Origin of the sequence: Filomicrobium sp. (genome assembly GCF_025698805.1) — a bacterium.
Classification (GTDB): domain Bacteria; phylum Pseudomonadota; class Alphaproteobacteria; order Rhizobiales; family Hyphomicrobiaceae; genus Filomicrobium; species Filomicrobium insigne.
Map to the genome: position 1 here is coordinate 170,052 of NZ_JAILWT010000003.1, position 16,081 is coordinate 186,132.

Below are 16,081 nucleotides of genomic sequence, written 5' to 3' on the forward strand. Positions count from 1 at the left end.
TGGCTGGCGTGGAGGATTTCCGTGGCTCGGAGAAAACACACGACCCGAAATAAACGGCACGTGTCCTTTCGAACACTAAACACTCAACAATGTCGCCATATCACACTCAGTTGAACGTTCGGCAATCCCTGGCAAAACGGCGCATTCCATCCCCCCGCGACGCAGGCGAATCGCTGACGAAATAAAAAACGAAGCTTTCCTCCAGCTATATTCTTCATTCGACTTTAAACTCAGGTTTTTTTTCGGGGAACATTTCGCCCAGTGCGGTCGTTGCTTTTTTGACAACACCACCGCAAGTCGGTGACATGCTGGGGAAATCGGCGCGTAGCGTCTCGATCACCGGCCATAATCTAGTAGCCTCGTGGAGACGAACTTGGGCGATGCAAAACTTAATTACGATAAACAAAGATTTTGCCGTCGCGAAATCTGAACCACACCCAGAGCAGCTGAAGGAATTCGCTGCTGATGGTTTTCGTTCGATCGTAAATCTGCAGCCCAAAGAAGAAAAACAAAAGATTCCCGAGGATGTCGAAAGGCGATTGGCTAAAGAAGCTGGGCTTACTTACCGCCACATCGCTGTTTCGAGGAATGAGCTGGATAGCCAGGTCGTGGAGAAATTTCGACAGGAAGTCGAAACGCTTCCCAAGCCCGTGGTAGTCCATTGCGCTTCCGGCAAGCGTGCAGGGGCGCTTACAATGATGCATGTCGGTGTGACGACAAATCAGTCGGGAGAGGAGACTCTCCAGCACGCCAAAGCAATAGGATTTGACTGTGACACGCCACAACTCGCAAACTTCATCCGGGACTACGTCGACCGCGCCCACGGTGCGTAAAATGGGTTCGCCTGCCCCTCTTGACGTAAGACATGCGGCTGGCTTGGTGCTGTACGGCTCCGTAGATGGAACCTCTGTTGCGCTCAAGCAATTCATTCGATTAGCGAAGAATGATCGCTCGCTTATCGAGAAGCTTCGCTAGATCGGCGTGCTCCCCAGAGCTCGTTTCATAATGGAGTTCCCCGCGTAACATCCCACAGCATTTGGAGCCCGTAGAGTTTGGTGAACCGGATAACGCGCTTTTGCGTTGTCCCCATCACCTCAAAGGGCCGCAATGCTATGCGTCGGGCAATCTCCGTTCTTGGAATTGGCATTCTTTCGCTTTGGGCTTCCGTTCCTAGTTTTGCCGGGATGCAGAAGGATTTGAAGGACTGCGCTGCTGCAAACCGTACGCAGAGTGCGGGAGCATGCACACGCATCCTCGCCAGCGGCCGTCTTCCGAAAAAGCAGTACTACATCGCATACTTCAATCGCGGCTGGTCCCACCGCAACGCGGACGACAATGCGAAGGCGTTGGCTGATTTCAATCGTGCCGCGAAATACTATCCCGACTACTCTCGGACATATGCGAGCCGCGCTCTTGTCCACAACGACCTGGGAAACCTCGAGGAGGCCGTTCGTGACCTCGACCGCGCGATCGCGCTGAACTCGGAGGATTGGTCCGCGTTTTTCAGCCGGGCCGTTATCCTCCGCAAACTCTCGCGTCGCGAGGATGCGCTCACCGATCTGGATAGATCCGCGCAACTCAAGAAGGACGAAGCCAAGGTCGGCATCTTGCGCGGGCTCATTCTCGCGGAATTGGGCCGCTTCGATGCGGCGCACCGACAAGTTGAAGACCTCGCGTCTACGAAAGCCAGCAAGGCGGAAGTTTCGTATGTGCGCGGCGTGCTGGATCTGCGCGAAGGAAATTTATCGAACGCATTGGCTCACTCCAACACTGCTATAGATCTGGAGCCGACATTTACCGCAGCATATGCCTTGAAGGGCGAGATCATGGAAGCACGCGGCGATAATGCGGCGGCCAAGATAGCGTACGAGCGAGCGCTCAGCGCGCCTCCTCGCCTCCTGGATGGCAAGCAGGCCAAGCTCACAGCGCAAGAGCGTGTTGCGAGTCTGACCGGCAGGCTGCCTTCCGGAACGACGGCGATGCAGAACAAACCTTCCGTTTCAGATGGTCCGTTAGGATGTCGCCGGTACATCCCCGGAGCGTCACTGACGATCGCTGTTGCTTGCGACTAGGTCCGGCAGCAACGCTGCTTCCTTCTCAGAGACAATTTTCGAATATCAGTCGGGCGGTAGACCCATTAGATCCACCGCCCGGCTGCCCCCGATCGCGTCACCCTGCATGATACTAAGACGCGCCTTGGCTCACGCCGAATAGTGCGACGCTAGCCAAACATTTTTGCGAAGAAGCCTTTCTTTTTAGGAGGGGCGGCCGCAGCTTCGGCGGCTTTGGTCATTACGCCTTCGAGAGTTGTATACGTAACGAGCCAGGCTTCTTTCGTCTCTGGCGTAAAGTCATCACCCAACCCCTTCTCCAGAGTGTAGATGAGCGCGGCACCCACAGGCTTATAGTGCTCGGCCGTTACGCCATATCCGACGTGACGACGTCCGAGATCTTCCACGGCCGGCACAATCTTCTCGATCTGATGAAGATTGGTGACCGCAGTTGCCAGCATGCTCATCAACTTATCCTTCTGACCTGAAAGGTCTTCGGGAAAGAGAGGACGAACTTCAGGCGCGATCTCGAACAGGCGCGTGTAGAAAATATCCGCCGCCTGTGGTGCGATCGGCACGACTTTCTTGAAACTCTCCTGGACGAGTTTGACTTGCTCCGGTGTCATCATTTATCTCCGACGTTGTCCAATGGCCGACCGCCGCGCGCTTGTTGCCCAGCGCACTGAGCACACGCTTGGCTACGTTGTTCCTTACTCGGTCATCGGAATGCGGATCACGACGCCGCCCAACACGTCTCCCAACTTGAAATCCGTGCGCGGACTGTCTTTGTGACCGTTGTGGCAAGATGCACAAACCGGCGCCACGGCAACGTCTGCATAGACGGCGGTGAAGTACTTCTTGCCGCCGAGCTCTTCGACCGCGGTGTACTTCTCGTCCTTGTTTTTAGATACGAATTCCAAGCCAGCCTTTTCAGCGTCTGTGCGCGGAGCGTTTTGCTTGTTGATCGGCCACAGCGACAAGAGCGAGTAGGAAAACTTGTCAGTCTTGTCAGCGACCATCTCAGCGCCGAACCGGAACATCTGCGCCGGCAAAGGGAGCGCCTTGTTGTCTTCGAAGTGCTCGCTTGCCGTAATCACTTTGTCTTTTGTGGTGAGGCGCCCAACGACCTGCTTGGTGTACACGGTGCGGTCGGCGACCATGACTGCGATCAGCATGTCGGCCACATCTTCATAAGCCACACCCTTTGCGTTGACCGCAGCTGCAGCACCCGCACACAACACAACAGCGCCAGACAGCCCCGCTACGACGGCCGACTTCGAAAATTTGATCATGTCCTTCTCTCCTTTTCACCACCTGTTAGACTTCTCGAAACTCCGACGTTTTCTTTGATGGCCATTATTGGTTGGCCTTGGCTTTCTCCCGTTCCTCAACACGCTTCTTCACCCAGTCGATGCTTTCGACCTTCACGGCGGGCTGTCCCGAAAAATTGCGTTTGATGAGGTTTTGATCGGCGAGGGCATCGATCGAAAAACCGAGTCCATGACACTCCATGCAGACGGAGCGGATCATCTTTTCGTTGGGTCTCAGATTGTCGTTCTGATTGTGGTTTGCGACGATGCGTTCACTGTAGGTCGCAGGATCTTCGACCCATTGCCGTGGCATATGGCAGGTCGCGCAACTGACGCCCGTTCCCTTCGGTTTGACGCCTGCGATTTCGTCTTGCCAGAGCTTGTAATGAGCCGATCGCTCATAGGCCTTCGTGTGCTCGTCAGCGTGACAGGACGTGCAGCTCTCGACCTGGGCTTTCACCGCATCGAAGGTGTGGGCGCTATGGCAGCTTGTGCAGGTAAGTTGTTCCGCATGGGCTTTGCTCGACATCGGCAAACGCGCCATTGAAACCTGCATGGGCGTCAGTGGCTTGTCGCGGAAGATGCCGAAGAGGCCTGCAACTTCGCTTTTCATTCCTTTTGCCAAACGCATGCCGTGCTTGCCTTGGGTGAAGGACGAGGCTTCGGGCGCATGGCATGTCGTGCAGACGGCGGTACTGGGCTTGTCGGTCCAGGCGTCAGCTATTTCGGCTGCGTCCTTTTTGTCGGGTGCGTGACAGCCCGCACAATTCACACCGGCTTGTGCGTGGGTGGTGGCCAACCAATCATTGTTGATCTTTTGGTCGCTCAGCTTGTCTGCTGGTGCATTGGCCACGCCGATAGTGATCAACGGTTCGCGCGGTTCAAGCGGCTCATTCTTTTCCGCGCGCAGCTTGAAGATTGCCAGCTCTTTCACATCCTGCTGGCCGGCGTGCTTTTCCAAGAAATCTTCATAGAGAGCGCGGTTGTCATGGTAGTTGTGGCACCCCGCGGACGCACAAGTATCAAAGCCAATATTCAAGTGGCTCGGACGATCCTTGCCGACTTTCTCGTGGCACAGTTCGCAATAGTCGCCGGGCAGCGTGACGCCCATCGGCCCCGTGATGTCCGGCTTGTGCTCTCGATGGCAGGTTACGCATTGCGTCGCGTTGAGCTTGGCCAATCGGTCGGCATTACGAGGATCGCGAAACTTCTTGAGCGGGTGTGAATCCTTGGCGGCGGCAAGCTCGGCCTTGTGGCAGCTGAGACAGGCTTCCTGCAGCACCTCTCCTCCACCAAACGGTGAAGTATGGCAGGCTTCGCAGGCCAGTTCGATCTGGTGATGACCACTCGTAGTCTTCCCAATTAGAAGGCTGGCGCGCAGAGGTCCTCCGTAGATCATCGCAGCCAGCAAGATGCCGCCGCCGACGAGCGTTGAAACTACCCACAAGATCCATAATTTTGCGGTGCGGCTCACGGGTGCGACCTCAATAAAAATAGACGCTGAGGATGTGCAGCGAGAGCAGCGTCGGCAGAGGCCAAAAGGCCAAGAGGTGCAACCAGAACGATGCATCCTTTAGTGTCGCCGCAGTCCGTGCATTACCGAACAACCGGTGTTCCAAAGCCGTTGCTATCCCTGCCGCCACGCCTGCTAGCGCGAGGGTTAGAAAGCTCGCCATCAGCCAAAGATTGAGATTGTCTCCCAGACGAAATCCGGTGTGCGCGGCGAGGACCGCCAGCGCGGTAACGCCTATGAGGATGTGGAACACGCGCCAGCCCGCGTAACCTCCGAGCTTGCGCAGGATGGGGACACGCTTACGCACCGATAAAACGACGGCGAGTACGGACAACGCCAGCAAGACGTAGCCGCTGATCTGTTTCGTGATACCGTCAAGAAAGAGGAGTTCGGGTAAGCCGCGTCCCGTGATCGTGGTCGCTGTCGACCAGATCGGCAGAACCAATATCAGCGCCGCGAGGATCGCTGCTATGCCAGATGTCACCGCGATTGCCGTTGCCGCGCCGGCAGGTTCGCGTTTCGGCGGCGCTCCCAACAATTCGCCGATGTGTATTTTACAGCTTCCGCACACGGTCGACGCGCCGGTGTCGCGCTTGATGTCGTCGAGTGATCCCGCACCAAGCGCAATCGCATCACCAATCTGGCCGCGTGTTACGCCTGTGCAATTGCAAACGGTCGCGGCGCGCGGCCAATCACGCACGGATTGAGGTTCGCGTTCCGGCCAGACGATGCCATTCGCTTTGAAGCGGAACCGCTGCCAGGGCAGCAGAAGCATCTGCTTCCTGATTGCTTCCTGCAGCCGATTGATTTCAGACCAATCGCCGATCGCGACCGCACCGACAAGGCGGCCACGCTTCAAGACCAGGCGGCGATAAATTTTGCCGTCGGCGTCGGCATAGGTCAGGCTGTCGAGTTCTGGGCGCTGATCAAGTTGTTCGGTATCGCCCATGCTGAAGACATCGGTGCCGATGACTTTCAGCTTCGTCACGGGCATCGAACCGTCGTATGTCGAAGCCTGACCTGTTATGTGGCGGGCGGCGATCGCCGCTTGGTCCAGGCCGGGTCCCACCAGACCATAGACGTGTCCGTTGAACTCCGCGCATTCGCCAGCGGCATAGACGTCAGGATCGCTCGTTTGAAGTGTGGGGCCGACCTTGATGCCGCGTCCTACGGCCAAGCCGACATCGCGGGCGAGTTCCATGTTCGGGCGGATGCCGGTGCAGATTATGATTGTATCGCAGTCCAGCACTTCGCCGGATACCAGCTCCAACCCGGTTACGCGATCTTCTCCAACGATGCGGCTGACCGTGCTTCCCGTGCGCACGCCGATGCCCATTGCTTCGACGTCACGTGCCAAGAGTTCACCGGCGCACGCATCGAGTTGGCGCGCCATGAGGTAGCTTTCGTGTTCAACAACAACCGTGTCGACGCCCCGGTCCGCCATACCGCGCGCGGCTTCCAGGCCCAGAAGTCCACCCCCGATGACGATGGCTCGTCTGGCGCGAAACGAGCGCGCGACAAGCTTTTCGACATCATCGAAATTGCGGAACGTGTAGACGCCATTTTTGTCCGCTCCCGGAATGGGGGGAACGTGGGCGCGTGAACCGGTGCAGATGATCAACTTGCCATAGGGCCAGATGCTGCCTTGGCCGGTCGTGACGACCTTATTGGTGCGGTCTATGTCGACGACGCTATGACCGGAATATACGGCGACCGTTCCTGGCCCGGAAAACTCCAAGCTTTGCGTGACTTGTCCAAGCTGGACTTCTCCGGACAACAAAGGTGTGAGCTTCACGCGGTTATAAGGACGCCAGCGTTCGGCGTTGAATACGATGACGTTCTTGCCGGCACGTGACAGTTCCTGAGCGGCGCGAATGCCCGCCGGACCACCGCCGATAACGACGATGGGGTCCTGTGCGATGCCGCGCTTTCCGTCGACGAGGGTCGATGCGTCTTTCAGTGTTTCGGCGCGGGCCGTGACGTTCATGACCGCAACTCCCAGGTACGCCTGGAGGCGGTTCTCGTCACGCTGTGGATAGTGGCTCTGTTAGAGTCGTTCAATCGTGCCCCCGCGAATTTTTGGTGCGGCGCGCCCGATGGCAGTTGCTGCCCGAACGCGCCGCTTCTATCCCGAAGGCCACTAAGGCCCCCGATGCGGCGGAGCTCCTTGCCGAGCGGCTCCAACCGCGGGTGCAGTGCGAATGACGGTCGCAGAGTTCGCACATGCGATCTGCTTAAGAACAAGATCTGTGCCAATCTGCTGCAACGCAGCATTGGCGGGCTTTCGCGAGATAAAAGCGGTATCAATCAGTGTGGAATTGACTGCCGAATTGGCAGTGTTGCCATGTAAATGTTCACGCCATCTCTAATGGGCGCGAAAATCTCGCGGCGCGGCGAGGGAAGCCCATTTCCATTGGGGCCAACGCAGTCGTTTCGGGCACTTGAACGCTCTGCAAACGGGAATAAAAATAATAATCGCAGCAATAAATGCGAGGCGACGTGCGTGATATTCCACCACGCCGCCTCGGTCATTTTCTGAGGTCGGCGACCTTAAAGGGATGCCGTTGCGCCGTCAGCGCGTGGATCCGTGGCACCTGAAATGACGCCGTCCGGTCCGATCGAAACCATGCCGGCATGCCCCATCATGTCGTCGTAAGCCTCAACGACTTCGACGTCATGACCAACCTTCCGCAGCGCATCGATCAGTTCCGGCGCGAACCGGCTTTCGACTTTCAAGTTTGTAGAGTCTTCTCCCCACGTCCGGCCGAGTAGCCATCTCGGTGCGGAAACGGCAGCCTGCATATCCTGTCCGAAGAGAACGTGGCGGGTGAAGATCGCGGCCTGTGTTTGCGGCTGCCCCTCGCCTCCCATCGTGCCGTAAGCGACCGTGCGCCCATCATTTAGCCGCGCGAGAGAGGGGTTCAGCGTATGGAACGGCAAGCGGCCGGGTTCCAATTCGTTTGGACCTGGGTGAAGCGTGAAGCTCGCTCCCCGGTTCTGCCATACGACTCCAGTGTCAGGGACGACCAGTCCAGAACCAAATTCCCAGTAGATGCTCTGGATATAGCTGACAACGTTGCCGTGTCTGTCGGCCGCGCCCATCCAAATCGTATCGCCAGGCTTTGCCGTGTGAGGCCACGGCGCTGCACTTGCGGTGTCGACCGCGGCCGCTTCGCGATCGAGTGTCGCCTGCTCAAGCCAAGTTTTCCAGATATCGCCCATGCGATCTGGATCGCCCAAGTGAGCGTTACGATGGATGAAGGCTCGCTTCGTTGACTCGACAAGACCGTGGATGTGATCGAACCCGTCTGGCTTTTTAACGCCGAGACGCTCAAACACACCCAAGATCATCAATGCCGACGCGCCCTGCGTTGGAGGTGGCATGTTGTAGATATCGCCAACGGCGAGACGGACGGTGGCAGGTGTCACGCGTTTGGCGCGGAATGCTTCGAGATCTTTTAAACTTAGAGGGCTGCCCGTCGCCTCCAATCCGGCTCCTAGCTTGCGCGCGAGATCGCCGCGATAGAAATCATCAAGCCCCGCATCCACGAGCTGTTGCAGCGTGCTTGCGAGTGCCGGTTGCTTCAGGACTTGCGCGAGCTTCGGCGGTCCATCGGAGGCGAACGTTGCCGTGAAGCCCGGCACGTCTTTCAGTTCGCTCCACTTGGCTTGCGTTAGGTGGACCTGTGATGCCGTGACAGGCACACCATCGCGCGCATGCCGGATGGCGTCTTCAAGCAACCGTGCAATCGGCACGCGCCCTCCGGCCTCAGCCGCCAGACTGTGCGCTTCCGCCCATCCCGAGATGGCTCCGGCAACGGTCAGCGCCGCACGCGGTCCTCGCGTCGGTATCGCGGAATCACCATGCTCTTCGTAGAAGGCCTTCGTCGCTCTCGCCGCAGCTGGTCCACATGCGCGTACGCCGACCGGCTCTTTGCCGGGGCGGGAAATCACCCAAAAGCCATCTCCGCCAATGCCATTCATGTGTGGATAGACGACCGCTACGGCTGCTGCTGAAGCGATCATAGCCTCGATGGCATTGCCACCCTCACGCAGGATTGTGGCGCCAGCCTCCGCCGCCAGATGGTGCGGTGCGGTGACCATCCCTCCGAGACATGTGCGTGTGCGAAGCATGTTTTCGTCCTTCTCTTTCTGGATATCCCGAGCTAGTCTTCCGTTGTCTGCACATTAATCAGGCACCATCAGACCTGAACCGGACTAGGCAGGATACGGACTGATCAATCTCTAAGCATTGTGACCTTCGATCGAGCAGCGAGTTATTCTGCCGAATGCAAAACTGGCGCGGATTCAATTGGTTATTCACTGGCATGGCAGTTGCTAGCATGTTTGGGTCCGCAACACGGGTAGGAGGATTGCTATGAAACGACGGGATTTTCTAAAGGCCGCCGGTGTGACGTCTGCAAGCACCGCTGCAGTCGTCGCCGCACCAGCGATCGCGAGGGCACAGAGCTCGTTCAGCTTTAAGATGACGAACGCGTACCCACCGGGAGCGCCTTTCTACACAGTAGGGCCGGGCAGTCCGACCGACTTCTGTAAGAAGGTCGAGACAATGTCAGGTGGCCGCCTCAAAATCCAGCACTTTGCAGCCGGTGAGTTGATCCCTGCTCTTGAAGGTTTCGATGCAGTCCAGGCCGGCACCGTCGAAATGAATGCCGCCAACGCCTACTTCTGGGCCGGCAAACTGTTCGCTGCTCAGTACTTTACGACCGTCCCATTCGGCCTGAACTTTTCAGGCGTGAATGCATGGCTCTATCACGGCGGCGGTCTGGAGCTCTGGCACGAATTGTACAAACCGCTCGGTCTTATCGCGTTCCCGATGGGGAACACGGGCTTGCAGATGACCGGCTGGTTCCGCAATCCGATCAAGTCGGTCGACGACTTCAAGGGCCTCAAGATGCGTATCCCGGGCCTTGCGGGGAAGGTCTACAAGGAGCTTGGCGTCGATGTGAAGCTGTTGCCGGGTGGCGAAATCTTCCCGGCTCTGGAGCGCGGCGTTATCGATGCTGCCGAGTTCGTCGGACCGTTTCAGGATCGCCGACTGGGACTGCAGAACGCAGCGAAGTACTACTACACGACGGGCTGGCATGAGCCTTCCAACGTTACGGAACTCCTTATCAGCCTCAAGGCTTGGGAGTCGCTGCCACCAGACCTCCAGCAAATCGTCAAGACGGCGGCTATGGCTTGCAACCTGGAAAGCTATGCCTGGTCTGAAGCCAACAACGCCGATGCGCTTGAGGATCTCGTCAAGAACCATGGTGTGAAGGCGGACGTTCTCCCGCCAGATGTCGTGACGAAGCTTCGTGAAATTACCTTCAAGGTCTTGGACGAAGAAGCCGCCAAGGATCCGCGTACGAAGAAAGTTCACGATGCATTCATGGCCTTCCGGGCGAAACATCGTTCCTGGTCAAACCTCAGCGAGAAGCCGTACCACGACTCTCTCGAATAGCTCCGGGGCGAAATTGCTCTCATGCGAACAACGCTCATGTCCGCCGTCGGCCGGATCGACAGTTTTGTCGGTCTGGCCGGCAGGGTGACCGCATGGCTAGTCCTTGGACTGGTTCTGTTGGTCGCCTTCAACGTGCTCCTGCGCTACGGCTTCGCGGTCGGCACTGTGGCTTCACAAGAACTCGAATGGCACATCATGGCGGTTACTGCTCTGATCGGTATGTCATACGGGATCAACAGGGGAGATGAAGTCCGCGTTGATATTCTCTACGCAGACTACGGCCCGAGGATGAAAGCTGCCGTCGATGTGCTGGCAGGTGTTCTGACGTTTTTCATCGCTCTCGTTTTCGCCTACCTCTCTCTGGCTTATGTGGCGCAGAGCTATTCCTTCCAGGAGGGATCTCCTGATCCGGGTGGGCTACCTTACCGCTACATTCTCAAGGCGTTTCTAACGGTCGGATTTGTATTGCTTGCGCTGCAAGCGATCGTGCAGACGGCCCGAGCCCTTGTTGCTTTCCTCGATGCCGGGAAGAGTGGCGCACAACAAGCGAGTGTTTCCCCAAATGGAAAATGACGTTTTGGCCATGTTGATGGTCGGTGGGTTCTTCCTGCTGCTCATCACAGGGATTCCAGTTGGGATCAGTCTTGCTGTTTCCGGATTGGTTTGCGGTTATCTCGGCTTCGGTCCGGGCCTCTTCAACCTCCTGCCGGCACGGGTCTACGGCGTCGTTACGAATTATACGCTGCTCGCTCTGCCGTTATTTATCTTCATGGGGGTGATGCTCGAAAAATCCCGGTTAGCGGAGGACTTGTTAGAGACGATAGGGCTCGCGATGGGCGGGCTGCGGGGGGGAATGGCGCTCGCCATCATTCTCGTGGGCGTGCTCATGGGGGCTTCGTCCGGCATCGTCGGTGCGACTGTTGTAACGGCCGGCCTGATCGCGTTGCGTCCGCTCATCAAGCGCGGCTACGATCACGGGGTTTCCTGCGGCGTCATTTGCGCATCCGGCACGCTCGGCCAGATCATCCCTCCTAGTCTCGTTCTCATTCTGCTTGCCGACATTATGGGGGAATCTGTCGGCACTTTGTTTGCCGCTGCTCTCTTTCCTGGGCTGCTGCTTTCCGGCCTCTTCGTGCTCTACGTTCTCGGGCTGGGACTACTGGCTCCCAAGACAGTCCCGGCCATCCCGCAAGACGAACGCCAGGCTCTCTCGAGAGGTGAGCTCGCGAAACGATTGGTGAAAGTCGTCCTCCCGCCGATTGGTCTCGTCATAGCGGTCCTTGGCTCGATTATCGGCGGGGTCGCCGCCCCAACGGAAGCAGCTTCGCTCGGTGCGTTTGGCAGCGCTTTGCTCGCGTTGGCATCCGGGCGGCTTTCCTGGAATGTGTTACGTCAAGTCTCTCGTGCGACGCTGTCGACGAGCGCCATGGTGTTCTTCATCCTGATTTGTTCTCAGCCTTTCAGCCTGTCCTTCCGCGGGCTTGGGGGCGAGCACATGGTCCAGGAGATGTTCGCCTTCGTCCCAGGCGGTCTTGAAGGTCAGATCCTGTTCTTGATGCTGATCCTGTTCGTGCTCGGCTTCTTCCTTGAGTGGATCGAGATTTCTTACATCGCGCTGCCGATGTTCCTCCCGATCTTCGCATCTGCCGGCGTGGACATGACCTGGATCGCAATCCTGGTTGCGGTCAACCTGCAGACGTCGTTCCTGACCCCACCTTTCGGATGGGCACTCTTCTTCCTGAAAGGGGTCGCACCTCCAGAAATCATCACTGGGGACATCTATAGAGGCGTTGTGCCCTTCATCATGATTCAGTTGGTCGGGCTCAGCATGCTGTTCTTCTTTCCGGGCATTGCCACGTGGCTACCGAATGCCATTGGTTGGTAGCGCTCACCAAACGCAAACGGGCAGCGAAATTCGCTGCCCGTTTCGGTTTCATTCCTCTCGGTTTCATTCCCCTCGAACGCATTGACGGTCAGACGAGTTGACCCGGCGTCATTTCCACGAGATGGCCGTCGGCCAATCGCACAACACGATCCATACTCGCGGCCAATTGTAGATTGTGCGTCGCGATGAGCGCGGAAACGCCAGTGCGGCGGATCAGATCAATCAGCGATTCAAATACATGATCCGACGTTTTCGGATCGAGGTTGCCAGTCGGCTCATCAGCAAGAAGCAGGCGCGGCGCATTGGCGAGCGCACGGCAGATGGCTGTGCGTTGCTGTTCGCCACCCGACAATTCCGCCGGCCTATGATGCAGACGTTCCGCGAGCCCCATGTTGCTTAGCAATTCACTGGCGCGGTGATTGGCTTGCCGCCGTGACGTGCCCAGGATCAATTGCGGAATAACGACGTTTTCGACCGCGGAGAACTCTGGCAGCAGTTGGTGGAACTGGTACACGAACCCCATCTCATGCCGGCGCACGCGCGTCCGTTCACGATCCGAAAGCTTCGAACAGTCGCGCCCTCCAATAAGGACGTGACCTGAATCCGGTGTCTCCAACAGGCCGGCGACATGTAGCAGCGTCGATTTACCCGCGCCGGACGGACCGACGAGAGCGACGGCTTGGCCGGGGTAGATTTCGATACTCGCACCGTCGAGCACGCGGATCTCACGGTTGCCCTGACGATAGTGGCGCCGCAGATCTGCGAGTTGAAGAACGGGGTGGATGCGGGGTGCCTCAGTCACGGTAGGTTGCCTCACTCGTAACGAAGGGCTTCGACGGGATCGAGCGTAGAGGCTCGCCATGATGGATACAGCGTCGCGAGGATCGACAACGCCAACGCCATTAGCACGATGTAGATTGTCTCATGAACATCGATGCTGGCGGGCAAACGTGTCAGGTAATAGACGCTCGGATCAAAGATCTGCGTGTTCGTGATCCAAGCCACGAACTGACGGACCTCCTCGATGTTCGCGCAGAACACAATGCCAAGAATCAATCCTGCGAAGGTTCCCACGATACCAATCGAAGCGCCGGTGATCAGGAACACGCGCATCATTGCGCCTCGGCTGGCCCCCATCGTTCGCAAGATTGCGATATCTCGTCCCTTGTCTTTGACCAGCATCATCATGCCGGAAATGATGTTGAGCGCCGCGACAAGGATGATCAGCGACAAGATGATGAACATGACATTGCGTTCGACTTCGAGCACGGTGAAGAAGGACGCATTGCGCTGCCGCCAGTCTGTGACCTGCACTCCCTCTCCGGCCGCCGCTCGTATGGCATTCGCGTATTCGCCAACCCGTTCGGGATTATCGACAACAACTTCGAGAACGTCGGCAGCGCCGTTTCGCGAGAAGTACTTCTGCGCCTCGTCGAGCGGCATGAAGATCATCGTGCGGTCGTATTCGGACATGCCCATCTCGAACACGGCCTGGATCTTGTAGGCCTTGGTGCGCGGCGCAGTCCCGAACGGGGTGGTGGCGCCACGCGGGGATACGAGAGTTATAGAGTCGCCAAGCATCACGCCCAGCGCGTTTGCCAAGCGCGTGCCTATGGCGATGCCGCGGGCTTGGTCAAAGCCATCAAGCGTTCCGAATTGGATGTTGTCGGAAATGAGCTTAAGGGCTTTGACGCCATCTTCGGTTATGCCGCGGACCAAGCCGCCGGTTGCTTGCGCCGGCGAGGAGACCATGACCTGGCCTTCAACCAGGGGAAGCGCATGGTGTACGCCGGGCACCCTTTCGATCCGCGCTGCCACATCATTGTAGTCGGTGAACGGTTCATTGGTTTTCAGCACGACGATGTGACCGTTTAACCCGAGGATTTTTGAGAAAAGATCCTCGCGGAAGCCGTTCATGACCGCCATCACGATGATGAGCGTGGCGACGCCGAGCATAATGCCGATAAAGGAGAAACCCGCGATAACGGAGATAAAGCCTTCTTTACGGCGGGCCCGCAGATAACGCCAAGCCAACATCCATTCGAAGGGCGCAAACGGAGCCGTGTCAGGTATCGACGTCTGCTTCACGTTTGCCATCCGCTTTCCTCTGGTTGCTACCGTCTGTCCGCTGCGTCCTAGCAGAGAACCCGCCCGGACTGCACCAGATCTATGACGCGCGCAAGGCCAGCTTCGAGCGAAACGGTCTCACGGGTGCCGTCGGCACGCACCTTAACCTCAAGTTCGCCCGTTTTGAGGCCCTTAGGCCCGACGATCAGTTGATACGGTATGCCTATGATATCCATAGTGGAAAATTTCGCCCCGGCGCGTTCGTCGGTATCGTCATATAGAACATCGATGCCGGCGTTGCGCAGTTTCCCGTAGAGATCTGCACATGCCGCATCCGTTGCCGCGTCGCCGGTGCGCAGGTTGAGAAGCCCGACTTCGAACGGTGCAACAGGCAGAGGCCAAACGATCCCTGCGTCGTCGTGGCTTGCTTCGATAATCGCCCCGACGAGACGGGACACCCCAATGCCATAAGACCCCATTTGGAGCGTAACCATCTGGCCGTCCGGGCCCTGCACACGCGCGCCCATGGGCTCTGCGTATTTCGTGCCGAAGAAGAAGATGTGTCCGATCTCGATGCCCCGCGCCGTAACTTGGCTTTCTGCGGGTACTTCTGTGTCGAAGCGCTTCGCATCGTGCATTTCATCGGTCGCCGCGTAAAGCGATGTCCAGGCGTCAACGATCGGAGACAGATCTCCCAGGAAGTCGGTATCCGCTGGGGGAATTGCGCCTTCGATGAGGTCGCGATGGCAGAAGACCTGGCTCTCACCCGTATCGGCGAGAATGATGAACTCGTGGCTCAAATCACCGCCTATGGGGCCGGTATCCGCGGCCATAGGTACTGCCTTCAGTCCCATACGGGCAAACGTGCGAAGGTAAGCGACGAACATGCGCTGATAGCTGCGCCGCGCGTCTTCCGCGGTAAGATCGAACGAATAGGCATCCTTCATAAGGAACTCGCGACCACGCATCACCCCAAAGCGGGGGCGGATCTCGTCGCGGAACTTCCACTGGATGTTGTAAAGGTTCTTGGGAAGGTCGCGGTAGCTCTTCACGCTGTCACGAAAAATAGCGGTGATCACTTCTTCGGCAGTCGGGCCATACAGCATGTCGCGCTCATGGCGATCGGTGATGCGCAACATCTCCTTCCCATAGGCCTCATAGCGCCCGGATTCGCGCCAGAGATCGGCCGATTGCACCGTCGGCATAAGTACTTCAACAGCGCCTGCGCGGTTTTGTTCTTCGCGCACAATCGCTTCAATCTTCTTGAGCACCTTGAGCCCCAGAGGGAGCCAAGAATAGATCCCCGCGGCGGACTGCTTGATCATGCCCGCGCGTAGCATCAGCTGGTGGGAGACGATCTCCGCTTCCTTAGGCGTGTCTCGCAGAACAGGAAGGAAATAACGGGAAAGATGCATGACGCGCGTTTCGTCTCCTAAGATGGGATCGCAGATGTTTCGCGGATCGCGGCAGCTCGGAGCAACGGAAGCACGAAGACGATCCCGCTCCTCATGCGTCAAACGTCAAATCTATACGGCCGTCGACCTGTGCCGCTCATAACCATGATTGGTGTAGCTTGCAATCCTGCCCGCGATTTATGCCGCGTTCTGCAGGGTTATATGCTGTTCTCAGTCCCAGCTTTTCGCGACACGAAAATCCGTTTTCTCGGCTTCGAATTTTCTTTGCAGATTCTGCACTTTCCACCGTGACAGTCGGCCGCAGCTGAGCTATGTTCCGGCCGTCAAGAAAAAGGGTCGAAGCCGATGTATCGAGCGGTAAGCGCCCAAGTCT

13 protein-coding genes are annotated in these 16,081 nt (G+C 57.7%); 5 read left to right on the forward strand and 8 right to left on the reverse strand.

Features of this window, described 5'->3' with window-relative positions; genetic code table 11:
- Positions 1-380 precede the first annotated feature (380 nt).
- Both K5845_RS08210 and K5845_RS08215 read left to right on the forward strand, forming a co-directional pair.
- Entirely contained in the window at positions 381-833 is a 453-nt protein-coding gene (locus tag K5845_RS08210; RefSeq protein WP_287958767.1) for a protein tyrosine phosphatase family protein, read from the forward strand.
- Positions 834-1,055: 222 nt separating this feature from the next.
- On the forward strand, positions 1,056-2,072 hold the full coding sequence (locus tag K5845_RS08215) for a tetratricopeptide repeat protein (RefSeq protein ID WP_287958768.1): 1,017 nt from the start codon (positions 1,056-1,058) through the stop codon (positions 2,070-2,072).
- A gap of 149 nt (positions 2,073-2,221) precedes the next feature.
- On the opposite strand, the gene K5845_RS08220 is transcribed toward K5845_RS08215, so the two are convergent.
- The 5 genes from K5845_RS08220 to K5845_RS08240 form a co-directional block, all read right to left on the reverse strand.
- Positions 2,222-2,677 carry a globin family protein gene (locus K5845_RS08220; RefSeq protein WP_287958981.1) on the reverse strand — a complete coding sequence of 152 codons (456 nt, stop codon included), beginning with the start codon at positions 2,675-2,677 and terminating at the stop codon, positions 2,222-2,224.
- A gap of 84 nt (positions 2,678-2,761) precedes the next feature.
- The gene (locus K5845_RS08225) at positions 2,762-3,343 is read right to left on the reverse strand and encodes a Tll0287-like domain-containing protein (protein WP_287958769.1); all 582 of its coding nucleotides are present in this window, start codon (positions 3,341-3,343) and stop codon (positions 2,762-2,764) included.
- Positions 3,344-3,407: 64 nt separating this feature from the next.
- Positions 3,408-4,835: a cytochrome c3 family protein gene (locus K5845_RS08230; protein ID WP_287958770.1), complete on the reverse strand. Its 1,428-nt coding sequence runs from the start codon at positions 4,833-4,835 to the stop codon at positions 3,408-3,410.
- Between the two features lie 10 nt (positions 4,836-4,845).
- The gene (locus tag K5845_RS08235; RefSeq protein WP_287958771.1) at positions 4,846-6,861 is read right to left on the reverse strand and encodes an FAD-dependent oxidoreductase; all 2,016 of its coding nucleotides are present in this window, start codon (positions 6,859-6,861) and stop codon (positions 4,846-4,848) included.
- A 563-nt stretch (positions 6,862-7,424) separates the two neighbouring features.
- Positions 7,425-9,008: a gamma-glutamyltransferase family protein gene (locus K5845_RS08240; RefSeq protein ID WP_287958772.1), complete on the reverse strand. Its 1,584-nt coding sequence runs from the start codon at positions 9,006-9,008 to the stop codon at positions 7,425-7,427.
- 244 nt (positions 9,009-9,252) lie between these two features.
- Here K5845_RS08240 and K5845_RS08245 point away from each other — a divergent pair, with 244 nt between their 5' ends.
- Genes K5845_RS08245 through K5845_RS08255 form a run of 3 tightly spaced genes read left to right on the forward strand, consistent with a single transcriptional unit; the run spans position 9,253 to position 12,226 of the window.
- Complete coding sequence (locus K5845_RS08245) at positions 9,253-10,341, forward strand: TRAP transporter substrate-binding protein (protein WP_046478798.1); 1,089 nt, start codon at positions 9,253-9,255, stop codon at positions 10,339-10,341.
- A gap of 21 nt (positions 10,342-10,362) precedes the next feature.
- Positions 10,363-10,914 carry a TRAP transporter small permease subunit gene (locus tag K5845_RS08250; RefSeq protein WP_046478800.1) on the forward strand — a complete coding sequence of 184 codons (552 nt, stop codon included), beginning with the start codon at positions 10,363-10,365 and terminating at the stop codon, positions 10,912-10,914.
- Entirely contained in the window at positions 10,904-12,226 is a 1,323-nt protein-coding gene (locus K5845_RS08255) for a TRAP transporter large permease (protein WP_287958773.1), read from the forward strand. Before K5845_RS08250 ends, K5845_RS08255 begins: the two co-directional genes overlap by 11 nt.
- Before the next feature lie 88 nt (positions 12,227-12,314).
- On the opposite strand, the gene K5845_RS08260 is transcribed toward K5845_RS08255, so the two are convergent.
- The 3 genes from K5845_RS08260 to proS are packed head-to-tail and all read right to left on the reverse strand — an operon-like array spanning position 12,315 to position 15,708.
- A complete protein-coding gene (locus K5845_RS08260; RefSeq protein WP_076605337.1) occupies positions 12,315-13,028 on the reverse strand; it encodes an ABC transporter ATP-binding protein in 714 nt (237 codons plus the stop codon).
- An 11-nt stretch (positions 13,029-13,039) separates the two neighbouring features.
- The gene (locus tag K5845_RS08265; RefSeq protein WP_046478807.1) at positions 13,040-14,323 is read right to left on the reverse strand and encodes a lipoprotein-releasing ABC transporter permease subunit; all 1,284 of its coding nucleotides are present in this window, start codon (positions 14,321-14,323) and stop codon (positions 13,040-13,042) included.
- 38 nt (positions 14,324-14,361) lie between these two features.
- The gene (proS, locus tag K5845_RS08270; protein ID WP_046478808.1) at positions 14,362-15,708 is read right to left on the reverse strand and encodes a proline--tRNA ligase; all 1,347 of its coding nucleotides are present in this window, start codon (positions 15,706-15,708) and stop codon (positions 14,362-14,364) included.
- Positions 15,709-16,081 lie beyond the last annotated feature (373 nt).